An 11,655-nucleotide genomic window follows, 5' to 3' on the forward strand; every position below is an offset into this window, starting at 1 on the left:
ATGAGGACGTCGGTGGTGGACGCCGAGATCTCGCTGGTCTGGCCGCCCATGGTGCCCGCCAGGGAGAGCGGGCCCGTGTCGTCGCAGATCACGAGGTCCTCAGGATCGAGCGCGCGGTTGACGTCGTCCAGGGTCGTGAGCCTCTCCCCCGCCGCGGCGCGGCGCACCACGAGCGGGCCGCGCAGGGTGGCGAGGTCCCAGGCGTGCATGGGCTGGCCGAGCTCGAGCATCAGGTAGTTGGTGACGTCGACGGCCAGGCTGATGGGGCGCATGCCCGCGTGGGACAGCCGACGCTTCATCCACTGTGGGGACGGGGCGTCGGGGTCGACGCCGCGCACCGCGCGGGTGGCGAAGCGGTCGCAGCCGACGGTGTCGTCGACGCGGATCTCGTGGGGAGGCGTCGCCGTGACCTCGGGTTGGGCGTCGAGGCGGCCCGCGGGGTCGGTGAAGGGGACGCCGAGACGGTGGGCGACCTCCCTGGCGATGCCGCGCATCGAGAAGCAGTGGCTCATGTCGGGGGTGAGTTCGAGTTCGAAGATCACCTCGTCGAGGCCGACCACGGCGCGGGCGTCGGCACCGGGCTTGACGTCGGCGTCGGACGGCAGCACGATGATGCCCTCGTGCTCGTCGCTGACGCCGAGTTCGCGGGCCGAGGCCATCATGCCGTCGGAGACGTGGCCGTAGGTCTTGCGGGCCGCGATGGCGAATCCGCCGGGCAGCACCGCGCCGGGCAGCGCCACCACGACGGTGTCGCCGGCGGCGAAGTTGCGGGCGCCGCAGACGATCCCGCGCGGGGCGTCCTCGCCGACGTCGACCTGGCAGTAACGAATCGGCTTCTTGAAATCGGTGAGTTCCTCGATGGACTCGACGTGGCCGACCACCAGGGGTCCGGTCACGTTGTCGCGCAGGTCCTCCACGGTGTCGACCTCGAGGCCCGCCAGGACGAAGGCGGCGTCCAGGTCGGCCAGCGGGAGGTCGGCGGGCAGCGCGGCGTATTCCCGCAGCCATGACAGTGCGACTCGCATCGCTATTCCTCCGTTCCGAGTGCCAGCGGGAAGCGGACGTCCCCGTCGAACATGTCGCGCATGTCGGTGACGTCGTGGCGCAGCATGACCGCGCGGTCGATGCCCATGCCGAAGGCGAAGCCACTGTAGACGTTCGGGTCGATGCCGCAGGCCCGCAGCACCCGCGGGTTGATCATGCCGCAGCCGCCCCACTCGATCCACCGTGGACCGTCCTTGTGGGCGGTGAACCAGACGTCCATCTCGGCACTGGGTTCGGTGAACGGGAAGTAGGACGGACGCAGCCGCGTCTTGACGTCCTCTCCGAACATCGCCCTGGCCCAGTGGTCCAGGGTTCCCTTGAGGTGGGCCATGGTGATGCCCTTGTCGACCACGAGGCCCTCGGTCTGGTGGAACACCGGGGAGTGGGTGGCGTCCACCTCGTCGGTGCGGTACACCCGCCCCGGAGACACCGCGTAGATCGGCGGGGTCTGGTGCAGCATCGTGTGGATCTGCACCGAGGAGGTGTGGGTGCGCAGCACCAGACCGGATTCGCGGCGCTTGGCGGACGCCAGATAGAACGTGTCCATCATGGTGCGCGCCGGGTGGTCGGGGCTGATGTTGAGCGCGTCGAAGTTGAACCACTCGGGCTCGACCTCGGGGCCCTCGCCGATCTGGTAACCCATGGCGGTGAAGAAGTCGGCGACGCGCTCGGCCATCAGCGTGATGGGGTGCCTGGCGCCGGACGCCTGGCGCCGCACCGGCACCGTCACGTCCACCGTCTCCTCCCGCAGCACCCGCCGGGCGGCCTCGGCGGCCAGCACGCCCGAGCGCCGGTCGTAGGCGGCGGTGACGGCCTGGCGGGCGGCGTTGACCCGCTTGCCCGCGTCGGCCTTGGCCGCCGGGGGCAGCGAGCCGATCTCGCGGCGCGCCAGGGAGATCGGCGACTTATCGCCCAGGTGTGCCGGCTTGACGGCGGCGAGCGCCTCGGCGTCGGCGGCGTCGGCGAACGCCTTCTCGGCGTCGGCCACGGCCGCGTCCAGCGCCTCGGGCGCCAGGTTCACGGCCTCTTTCGGATCGTATGGGTCGCTTCGATAACTCATCGCTTCACAGACTCTCGGTACGCAGGGCACGCCGCCCCGCAGCAGTTTAGGGAAGGTTGCTCACGGCGCGGCCGTCCGCCCACCGATGAGGACTGAAGCGATTGAGGGTATGGAGAATTACCGCCGCAGCCCGCCACCGGCGGGCCGCATAAACATCTGCGCCATCGCGCACGACATCTCGGTTCTCCTTAAACGTTGTTGCCTGGCTGAAGCATACAGGCACACCGCCGCGGCGGTCGCCAGGTTGAGGCTCTCGGCCGCGCCGTAGATCGGCACGCGGACCCGCGCGTTTGCCTGGGCCGCAATGGCTTCGGGCAGCCCGTGCGCCTCGGAACCAAAGATCCACGCCGTCGGACGGCGCAGCAGGTCGTCGGCGTCGTCCAGGTCGACGTCGCCGTGGGCGTCGGCGACCAGCACGCTCAGCCCCGCGTCGCGCAGCCGACGGAGGTGGTCGGCGGTGTCGCCGCCGCGCGTGACGGGGACCTGGAACAGGCTCCCGGCCGACGAGCGCACGCACTTGCCGTTGTACGGGTCGACCGCGCCGTGCGGGAACACCACCGCGCCCGCCCCGGCGGCGTCGGCGGTGCGCAGGATGGTGCCGGCGTTGCCGGGGTCGGAGACGCCGTCCAGCACCGCGACCAGGCGGGAGTCGGTCGCCAGGGCCGCGTCCACGAACTCGCACTCGGCGATGATCCCCTGTGGAGTCACGGTCTCCGACAGCGACGCCAGCGCGTCGGCGGTGACCACGTTCAACCGCGCCCCCTGCTGCTCGGCGGCCGCCGCCAGCGGCGTGTGCCGCTCCAGCGCGTCGGCCGCGGCGAACAGCTCACGCACCACCCCGCCACGCCCCAGCGCCGCGGACACCGCGTTGGGTCCCTCGGCGAGGAAGCGCCGCCGGGCGTCGCGGTACTTGCGCCGCGTCAGCTTGCGGGCAGCAGCAATCCGGGACGACGTCCGCGTCAGCGGGGTCGTCCCGGATGGGGAAGCCGGCATATCAGGCGGCGTTGGTCGCCGGCAGCGCCGAGCGGGCCGCCTCGACGAGCGCGGTGAACGCGTCGGCGTCGGTGACGGCGATGTCGGCGAGCACCTTGCGATCCACGTCGATCTCGGCGGCCTTCAGTCCCTGGATGAACCGGTTGTACGTGATGCCGTTCGCGCGGGCGGCGGCATTGATGCGGGTGATCCACAGCCGACGGAAGTCGCCCTTGCGGGCCTTGCGGTCCCGGTAGGAGTACTCGTAGGAGTGGAGCAGCTGCTCCTTGGCCTTGCGGTACAGCCTGGACCGCTGTCCCCGGTAGCCCTTGGCGGCTTCCAGGGTGGTGCGACGCTTCTTCTGGGCGTTGAGTGCCCGCTTAACGCGTGCCACGGGTGTTTCTCCTCAGTTGCTCTTGGCGTCCTCAGGCGGACGATTGCCTTGTCGAAAAGGGGCTCACCTGCCCAGCAGTCGCTTGACCTTCTTGACGTCCGCCTTGGCGAAGTCGACGGTGCCGGCAAGCCGCCGCGTCAGGCGCGAGGTCTTGTGCTCCAGGTAGTGGCGCCGGTTGGCACGCTGCCGCCGGAGCTTCCCGGAACCGGTGATCTTCACCCTTTTGCGCATGCCGCTGTGGCTTTTCATCTTCGGCATCGGAACTCCTTGTCTTCCTTTATTCGGCTACCGACTGCTGTTCGGCACCGTCAGTCTGCTTCTTGTCCGGGCGCGGGGCCACGGGCTGCTTGGCCCGGTGGGGCGCCAGCACCATGATCATGTTGCGTCCGTCCTGTTTGGGCGCGGACTCGACACCGCCGAGGTCGGCGACCTCGTCGCCGAGCTTCTTCAGCAGCCGCAGGCCCAGTTCGGGACGGCTCTGCTCCCGGCCCCGGAACATGATCGTGATCTTTACCTTGTCCCCGGCCTTGAGGAAGCGCATCACGTGACCCTTCTTGGTCTCGTAATCGTGGGCATCGATCTTCGGCCGGAGCTTCATTTCCTTGATGACGGTCTGTTGCTGGTTGCGACGGGCCTCGCGCGCCTTCAACGCCGTTTCGTACTTGTGCTTGCCGTAGTCCATGAGCTTGCACACCGGCGGACGGGCGGTGGGCGCAACCTCGACCAGATCCAAGTCGACGTCGGCGGCCAGCTGCAGGGCCTTGTCCAGTGAGACGATGCCCACCTGCTCACCCTGTGGGCCGACGAGCCGAACCTCACGGGCCCGGATCTGTTCGTTTACGCGCAAATCGCTGATGGGACCTCCTAGTAACGCGATACGTGCACACGTGCGACCGGTCGCGTACGCGAAGAACCCACAAACGACGAAACCCCGGCGTATAGCCGGGGCCCCACGCTTCGCACACACCGCTAAGGCGCGTGTGAAACGACTCGGACCCGAACGACCTGAAACGGCTGGGACGGGTGGGAGCGGGGCTCCGCTTGCGCGAACTCACCGGACACGCCGGTGGTCGGTCGATCGTCAACGATAGCAGACGCTCAATCGTTGGCCTCGGCCAGGAGCTTGCGGAGCCTGCGCACGGCGTCGACGGCGTACTGGCCGTCCACCGCCTGGATCGCCATCACCGCCACCACGTCGTCGTCGGCCAGCTCCAGCATCGCCCAGGCCGCGCCGCGCGGGAACGACACCTTCGTCACCACCTGCCAGGGCAGGTCGTAGGAGCCGAACAGGTTGCGGATCCTGACTCCCTTGGCGTCGGCCCACACCCGGGGCCGGGCGAACAGCAGGATGCCCGCCGCGGCGAGGACCCCCAGTCCGACCATGGCGAAGGCGTCGGCGCGCTGGAACACCCCGCCGCCCTCGGTCTTGCCGGTCATGGCGGTGGACGCCACGACGCATACGGCCAGAACCGCCACGGCGGCGATCCAACAGCCCACAGTGGTCTTTCGAGGACGGGCGACGAGAGAGGAGCCCGAATCGACCTTGTTCATTGCTCGGAGTCTGCCAGCCGCCGCGCCCGCCCCCATAAGTGGCCCACAGAATCCCTGGTACCGCGAGGGCGGCTTTCGGCACGCAGGGTGTCAAACCGGCCACATGGCGCATACAGTGGAATCGTGCAGGAACTCCCCGATCTTCACCACGCCACCGTCGACGACATCTCCGGCCGGGTCGAAACGACCGTCTGCCAGGCCGACACCGCCCAGTCCCTGGGCTCGGGAGACGTGCCGGTGTTGGGAACACCCAAGGTGCTGGCGCTGGCCGAGGCCGCGACCGTGATGGCCCTGACCCGCCGCATGCCCACCACGATGACCACTGTGGGCACCCGAGTGGAACTGCGCCATGTCGCCGCGACCCCCTTGGGCCGCAAGGTGACCGCGCAGGCGGTGTTGAGACACAGGGACGGCAACCGGCTGATCTTCGAGGTGGCGATCCTGGACGCCGACGGCACCCTGGTCGCCGAGGGCACAGTGGAGCGTCAGCTGGTGAATCGCGAAACGTTCATGTCCAAGGTGAATCGGAACTTACGGCAAACGATCGATCTCGATCGTCGAATCGATGGCCAGCAGGGCGCGGGGTTCCCCGGTGACGACCGGCCAGCCGCGGCGGCGCTGCGCGCACCAGGTGACGTGACCGGCCGACAGCGCGCCGTGCTGGCGCGAGCGCGACAGCATCAGGCCCACGTCGTGGGCGGCGTCGGTGTCGAATTCCAGGGTCACCACGACCGGCAGGGATCGCAAGACCCGCAAGGCGTCCCGGTCGCGGCGCGGCGCCTTGGACCAGGCCTCGGCCAGGGCACAGGTCGGCACGGCCAGCACGATCCCCTGTTCGGCGGCGGTCCATACGACGGCCTGTGGGTAGGGAGAGGAGGCCGCGAAACCAATGAGGGCGGATGTATCGAGAATGCGTCCGCCTATCACGTACCCGCCTCGGTGCCGTCGGCCTCGACCCCCAGTACATCGCGCGCCCAGGCCAGATGTTCGGGACTGGGGCCCTGCCCCTTGCGCTCGAACAGGACCTGAAGGTCCGCAAGGGACTGGTCCCTGTGGAGCTTCGACATCACGGCATCCACCACGTAGGACGAAAGCGCGGCGGCGTCGTCGCCGACCACCTTGTGGATCGCCGCCACCACCTCGGATGACAGCTCCACGGTCACGCGCTCGGTCTCGCCCATGCGCTACACGGTAACCGATTTCGCTACGAAACCATAGATCCCACGGCGGGCTTGGACGCCAGCTGCGACTGGGCGCGTTCCACGCCCGGATCCAGGGACCGCTCCACGAAGATGGCGTGCCACAGGCAGAACACCAGGATCGTCCACACCTTGCGACTGTTGTCGGCCTTGCCGTCGCGGTGGTCGCGCAGCAGCCCGCGCACGTACTCCAGGTCGATCAGGTGGCCGCACCCGGCGGTGGCCAGGATGTTGTCGGCCCACTCGAACATCTCCCGGCCCAGCCACACCCGGGTCGGGGTCGGGAAGCCCATCTTCGGGCGGTTCACGATGGCCGGGGGCACCACCTGGGCCAGCGCCTGGCGCAGCGCCCACTTGGTGTGGTTGCCGCGCAGCTTCACCTTCTCGTCCAGCGGCAGCTTCGAGGCGACCTTGAACACCTCGACGTCCAGGAACGGCACCCGCACCTCGAGGCTGTGCGCCATCGACATGCGGTCGGCCTTGACCAGGATGTCGCCGCGCAGCCAGGTCTTGATGTCGACGTACTGCATGCGGGTGGTGTCGTCCAGGCCGTCGCACTCGGCGTAGAAGGGCGCCGTGATGTCGGTGTAGGTGACGTTGGGGTCGTAGTTGCGCAGGATCTTGCGCTTCTCCTCCTCCTTGAAGATGTTGGCGTTGCCCACGAAGCGGGTCTCCAGCTCGGTGGTGCCGCGTTCGAGGAAGCTCTTGCCCTTGACGCCCTCGGGGATCACCTTCGACACCGCCCGCAGCCCCGAGCGCACCCCCCTGGGAAGGCCCGAGATCGGTTGCAGCGACAGGGGTTCGCGGTAGATCTGGTAGCCGCCGAAGAACTCGTCGGCGCCCTCGCCGCCCAGCACCACGGTGACGTGCTCGGCGGCCTTGGCGGCCACGAAGTACAGCGGCACCAGCGACGGGTCGGCCACCGGGTCGTCCAGATGCCACACGATCTTGGGCAGCGCCGACATCATCTCCTCGGGGCCGATCTTGGTGCCGACCGACTTCACGCCCAGGTGGGCGGCGGACTCCAGCGCCACGTCGAGCTCGTTGTAATGGCCGGGGACGTCGAAACCGACGGTGAAGGTGAGGATGTCCGGGTTGAACTCCCGGGCCAGCGCCACGATCCCGGTGGAGTCGATGCCGCTGGACAGGAAGGTGCCCACGGGGACGTCCGAGCGCATGTGGATCCGCACCGACTCCCGCAGGGTGTCGAGGATCTCGGCGTAACAGCGCTGCGGGTTGTCGACCGGCAGGGGCGGCAGGAAGTCGGGGTTGAAGTAGCGGGTCGCGGCGACCTCGCTGCCGATGGTGAACTGGATGTAGTGGCCGGCGGCGATCCGGTCGATGCCGCGGTGCATGCTGCCGGGCTCGGGCGCGTACTGCAACGTCAGGTAGTGGGAGAGGTTCGCCTCGTCCAGGGCCGTGGGGTCGATGAACGGCATCAGGGCCTTCTTCTCGCTGGAGAAGTAGAAGCCCTCGGGGGTCTGGAGGTGGAACATCGGCTTGATGCCGAACTGGTCACGGGCGCCGAAGCCGCGCTTTTCCTGCCGGTCCCAGATAACGAAGGCGAACATGCCGCGCAGCCGCTTGGCGACGTTGGGCCCCCAGTGGTGGTAACCGGCCAGGATGACCTCGCCGTCGCCCTCGGTGGCGAAGGTGGCGCCGTGCTGCTCGATCAGCTCGGCGCGCAGCTCCTTGTAGTTGTAGATCTCGCCGTTGTACGTCATGACGTAGCGGCCGTCGGCGTACCACAGGGGCTGATGCGAGGACTCGACGTCGATGACCGCCAGCCGCTTGTGGGCGATGGCGATGTGGTCGTCGACCATCTCCAGGCCCGTCCCGTCGGGCCCGCGGTGATGCAGTGTCTCGTTGGCCGCGGTGATGTCGGCCCGCCGCGCCTCGGCGGTGGCTCCCGTGCTGATGAAGGTGAGCAGTCCACACATGCGCTACATCCTCGCACCTGGCGCGCGGGCGCCAAAACGCCGCCTTCATCACCTGTTGAGCCCCATCTCTTCCACCCCGCCACGCTCGGGGCTACGGTCGAGAAAGGCAAAGATCCCGAGGAAGGCCACGCCCATGTCCGACAACACCAAGACCGGCGAACGCAGCCACGACCCGAGATTCCCGGAGAAGTTCCTGGAGTTCATGCGCACCGGTTGGGGTCCGTCGGGCCTCACCGATCTGGTCGCCGTGCCTCAGGCCACCCGCCACGCCCAGCGCCGCGACGCGGTGTCGCAGGCCTTCCCCGGCGAGACCCTCATCATCCCCACGGGCGCCGAGAAGGTGCGCGCCAACGACACCTTCTTCCGCTTCCGCGCCGGCAGCGACTACGCCTGGCTCACCGGGGACTACGACCCCGAGGGCGTCCTGGTGCTGCGTCCCAGCTCCGGCGGGCACGACGCGGTGCTGTACCGCCACCCCCGCAAGTCCAAGGATTCCGACGAGTTCTTCCGCAGCGCCCAGTACGGCGAGCTGTGGGTCGGCCGCCGCTACGCCCTCGACGAGATGGCGGCGCTGTTGGGGATCGAATGCCGCGACCTGGCGGAGTTCGAGGCCGAGGTGTCGAAGCTGCAGCGCGACAAGGCGCGGGTGCTGCGCGGCTTCGACGCGTCCGTCGACCGCGAGCTGGAGGCCGAGGAGGCCGCCACCGACGCCGAGGGCAACAAGCAGCTGACCCGCGACGCCGAACTGGCCGCGGTGCTGTCGGAACTGCGCCTGGTGAAGGACGAATGGGAGATCGCCCAGCTGCAGGACGCCATCGACATCACGGTGCGCGGCTTCGAGGACGTCGCCCGCGCCCTGCCGTCCGATCGCTCGATCCGCGAGCGCCTCATCGAGGGCATCTTCGGTCTGCGCTCTCGCCTGGAGGGCAACGGCATCGGGTACGACTCGATCGTCGGCGCGGGATCGCACGGCACGACGCTGCACTGGATCACCAACGACGGCGCCACCACCCCGGGCGAGCTGATCCTGATGGACATGGGCGTGGAGAACAAACACCTCTACACCGCCGACGTCACGCGGACGATCCCCGTCAGCGGACGGTTCACGCCGCTGCAACGCCAGATCTACGACCTGGTGCACGCCTCGCAGCAGGCGGGCATGGACGCGATCAAGCCCGGGGTCGACTTCGCGGAGATCCACCAGGTGTGCATGCGGGTGCTGGCCGAGGGCCTGTCGGGTCTGGGGATTCTGCCCGTGAGCGTCGACGAGGCGATGGACGCCGATTCGCTGGTGTATCGGCGCTGGACGCTGCACGGCTTCGGGCACATGCTCGGCATCGACGTGCACGACTGCGCGAACGCGCGGGCGGACAACTATCGGCTGGGGAAGCTCGCCGAGAACCATGTGCTCACCGTGGAGCCCGGTCTGTACTTCCAGACGGATGACGAGCTGGTCCCCGAGGAGCTGCGCGGCATCGGCATTCGCATCGAGGATGATGTGCGGGTGACCGCCGACGGGTGCGAGAACCTGTCGGATGGCTTGCCGCGCACCGCCGATGACGTCGAGGAGTGGCTGGCGACGCAGCGGGACAAGGGCCCGCACATCGCGGGGTTGGAGTAGGAGTCGGGGCGGCGGTGTGGGGGCCGCCGCCTCAGTGCTTGCCCATCAGGGCGCGCAGGGTTTCGGCTTCGGGGACGCCGAGGCGCTCGAATATGGTGAAGGCTCTGCTACGACAATCCCTTGCGCGAGAAGTGTCTCCGAGCCCCGAGTACGCGTCCGCCATCAACGTGAGCGTGCGGGCCCGATACAGCGGATAGGGCATCACCTCGAACGTCTGGCATGCCTTGCCACCGAACATGATCGCCTGAGCAAAATCGCCGGTTCGGAGGTAAACCATGCAACGGACGCGTGCCATTTGCGCGGCAAGCTCTCGATCGGACTTCGCAGATTCATCCTGTGGCAACAGATTGAGCTGTTCGATCGACTCGATGTATCGACCTTCGTCACAAAGGATTTCCGCCAATATTTCGCGCGCACCATACCCAATCGCGGGTCTCCCCGACTTGTCGCCGATCTCGAGTGCGGCAGCAATGTCATGATACGCAAGATCCAGTTCTCCTGCGCCTCGCAGAAGTGATCCCCGGTACGCCAAGGCGAGGATTCTCAATCGGACGTCGGGACTATCGTTCGCGATAGACAACGCTCGATCGTATTTCGCACGCGCGACGGTGACGCGACCGAGATCCTCATCAAGGCGACCCCAGTGGAGAAGTGCGGCAACGGATGGCTGCTTCCTTCCCACGACAAGCGATCGCAGCAATGACTCTGCTTCGTCCCATTGACCAAGAATGCGCAAGGTGTTGCCCAGAGCACCCGTGCAGTTGTCGATGAGCCGATTGTCTCCCGACCTCATCGCAGCGGCGCGCGCGGCGCGCAAAATCGGTTCAGACTTGGCATAATGACCTGCCTGTAGCAGGTGTATCGCAAGATTTCCGCGAACGTGCCCGTCACCATCGACGGGTGCTATGCGCACTGCCTCCTGGGCGTAGTCAACCGCCGTACCCCTGTCTCCCACATAACTAACCAATGTGGCCAGACATATATATAGCAAACTGAGGCCATCTGCATCACCTGAGTCGCGAGCAAAGGGAAGCTCACTTTCCGCTTGGCGCAACAGTTCCAGTGGTCTAAATTCCGCCGTTCTGAATCCTGACAAACTAATGGCCAACCGCCAGGCGTCGGGCTGACCGTGCCATGCTTTGAGCACCCTGATGACGTTGGCTCCCTCTTCGGCGGGGAGTTTGTTTCGATGCTCGTGATACCAGCCAATGAGCCGCAGCCGCATCGCTTGGCGTTCCGCAGTGTTCAACAGCTCTGGTGCATGAGTCGCGGCGTACTCCCTCACCAGATCGTGGAGTCGATATCGACCAGCGCGATACTGCTCAATGAGGTGAAATCGTTCAAGCGTTTCGAGTTGGCGGGCGGCATCCTCTTCGGAAAGTCCGATCAATGACGCGGCGAGCTCTGGGACGAAATCCTCATTGGGAATGAGACCCACCGTCATGAACAAGCGCTGGGTGACCGAGTCTAGGACCGCAAATGAGCGATCGAATGTTTGGCCGACGGCAGCTCGAGGATCATCGTCGATGACGAACTTGTCGAGGCGCTTGGGTCCGTCGAGCTCCGCCACGAAGTCGCCGAGGCTGGTATCCAACTGTGATGCAATGGTCGCAGCGGCAATACGCAACACCAGCGGCAAATGTCCGCACAGCTCTGCCAGGCGGTGTGCCATTTCGGGTTCTTCTCGGACTCGCTCGGCGCTGATGATGCTACTCAATAGGTCCACGGACTCGCTGTGGCTCAATGTATCGACATGGACGGGCAACGCTCCGTCGAGGCGTTCGATACTGGGGAGACTGGCACGGCTGGTGACCACGGCAAAGTTGCCCGCCCCATTGGGTAGCAAGGCCCGAACCTGGTCGGCATCGCGCGCA

General features: G+C 67.1%; 11 protein-coding genes and 2 pseudogenes. 2 read left to right on the plus strand and 11 right to left on the minus strand.

Going from position 1 to position 11,655, the window contains the following annotated elements; genetic code table 11:
- The 7 genes from VE172_RS12615 to VE172_RS12645 all read right to left on the minus strand — a co-directional run.
- A partial coding sequence (locus VE172_RS12615) for a phenylalanine--tRNA ligase subunit beta (protein ID WP_324802047.1) occupies positions 1 to 1,025 on the minus strand: 1,025 nt, incomplete at its 3' end.
- Between the two features lie 2 nt (positions 1,026 to 1,027).
- A complete protein-coding gene (gene pheS, locus VE172_RS12620; RefSeq protein WP_324802050.1) occupies positions 1,028 to 2,104 on the minus strand; it encodes a phenylalanine--tRNA ligase subunit alpha in 1,077 nt (358 codons plus the stop codon).
- A 117-nt stretch (positions 2,105 to 2,221) separates the two neighbouring features.
- Positions 2,222 to 3,097, minus strand: coding sequence for a TrmH family RNA methyltransferase (locus VE172_RS12625; RefSeq protein WP_324802053.1), 876 nt, complete (start codon positions 3,095 to 3,097; stop codon positions 2,222 to 2,224).
- Position 3,098: 1 nt separating this feature from the next.
- Positions 3,099 to 3,470 carry a 50S ribosomal protein L20 gene (rplT, locus tag VE172_RS12630; RefSeq protein ID WP_324802056.1) on the minus strand — a complete coding sequence of 124 codons (372 nt, stop codon included), beginning with the start codon at positions 3,468 to 3,470 and terminating at the stop codon, positions 3,099 to 3,101.
- Positions 3,471 to 3,533: 63 nt separating this feature from the next.
- Positions 3,534 to 3,728, minus strand: a complete 195-nt coding sequence (gene rpmI, locus VE172_RS12635) for a 50S ribosomal protein L35 (protein WP_324802060.1) — start codon at positions 3,726 to 3,728, stop codon at positions 3,534 to 3,536.
- Positions 3,729 to 3,747: 19 nt separating this feature from the next.
- Complete coding sequence (gene infC / locus VE172_RS12640) at positions 3,748 to 4,317, minus strand: translation initiation factor IF-3 (RefSeq protein WP_324802062.1); 570 nt, start codon at positions 4,315 to 4,317, stop codon at positions 3,748 to 3,750.
- A 251-nt stretch (positions 4,318 to 4,568) separates the two neighbouring features.
- The gene (locus VE172_RS12645) at positions 4,569 to 5,021 is read right to left on the minus strand and encodes a PH domain-containing protein (RefSeq protein WP_324802064.1); all 453 of its coding nucleotides are present in this window, start codon (positions 5,019 to 5,021) and stop codon (positions 4,569 to 4,571) included.
- Positions 5,022 to 5,144: 123 nt separating this feature from the next.
- Between VE172_RS12645 and VE172_RS25450 the strand changes: the two are divergent.
- Positions 5,145 to 5,552: pseudogene (locus tag VE172_RS25450) on the plus strand (thioesterase family protein); the annotation flags it as partial.
- Here the strand turns inward: VE172_RS25450 and VE172_RS12655 are convergent.
- From VE172_RS12655 to asnB, 3 genes are all read right to left on the minus strand, one after another.
- The gene (locus VE172_RS12655) at positions 5,553 to 5,837 is read right to left on the minus strand and encodes a hypothetical protein (RefSeq protein ID WP_324802070.1); all 285 of its coding nucleotides are present in this window, start codon (positions 5,835 to 5,837) and stop codon (positions 5,553 to 5,555) included. It abuts the pseudogene before it with no gap.
- A 107-nt stretch (positions 5,838 to 5,944) separates the two neighbouring features.
- Entirely contained in the window at positions 5,945 to 6,202 is a 258-nt protein-coding gene (locus tag VE172_RS12660) for a hypothetical protein (RefSeq protein ID WP_324802073.1), read from the minus strand.
- A 23-nt stretch (positions 6,203 to 6,225) separates the two neighbouring features.
- Positions 6,226 to 8,160, minus strand: coding sequence for an asparagine synthase (glutamine-hydrolyzing) (asnB, locus tag VE172_RS12665; protein WP_324802076.1), 1,935 nt, complete (start codon positions 8,158 to 8,160; stop codon positions 6,226 to 6,228).
- A gap of 133 nt (positions 8,161 to 8,293) precedes the next feature.
- On the opposite strand from asnB, the gene VE172_RS12670 reads away from it, so the two are divergent.
- A complete protein-coding gene (locus VE172_RS12670) occupies positions 8,294 to 9,781 on the plus strand; it encodes an aminopeptidase P family protein (protein ID WP_324802078.1) in 1,488 nt (495 codons plus the stop codon).
- A 31-nt stretch (positions 9,782 to 9,812) separates the two neighbouring features.
- Here VE172_RS12670 and VE172_RS12675 read toward each other — a convergent pair.
- Positions 9,813 to 11,655, minus strand: a pseudogene (locus VE172_RS12675) (hypothetical protein); the annotation flags it as partial.

The sequence above is a fragment of the Stackebrandtia sp. genome (assembly GCF_035643755.1).
GTDB lineage: Bacteria > Actinomycetota > Actinomycetes > Mycobacteriales > Micromonosporaceae > Stackebrandtia.

What these genes read in the sequence shown, in the direction of transcription:
- pheS (WP_324802050.1), bottom strand. Translation starts at nt 2,104, where the DNA reads ATGAGTTATCGAAGCGACCCATACGATCCGAAAGAGGCCGTGAACCTG.
- VE172_RS12625 (WP_324802053.1), bottom strand. Translation starts at nt 3,097, where the DNA reads ATGCCGGCTTCCCCATCCGGGACGACCCCGCTGACGCGGACGTCGTCC.
- rpmI (WP_324802060.1), bottom strand. Translation starts at nt 3,728, where the DNA reads ATGCCGAAGATGAAAAGCCACAGCGGCATGCGCAAAAGGGTGAAGATC.
- VE172_RS12645 (WP_324802064.1), bottom strand. Translation starts at nt 5,021, where the DNA reads ATGAACAAGGTCGATTCGGGCTCCTCTCTCGTCGCCCGTCCTCGAAAG.
- VE172_RS12660 (WP_324802073.1), bottom strand. Translation starts at nt 6,202, where the DNA reads ATGGGCGAGACCGAGCGCGTGACCGTGGAGCTGTCATCCGAGGTGGTG.
- asnB (WP_324802076.1), bottom strand. Translation starts at nt 8,160, where the DNA reads ATGTGTGGACTGCTCACCTTCATCAGCACGGGAGCCACCGCCGAGGCG.
- VE172_RS12670 (WP_324802078.1), top strand. Translation starts at nt 8,294, where the DNA reads ATGTCCGACAACACCAAGACCGGCGAACGCAGCCACGACCCGAGATTC.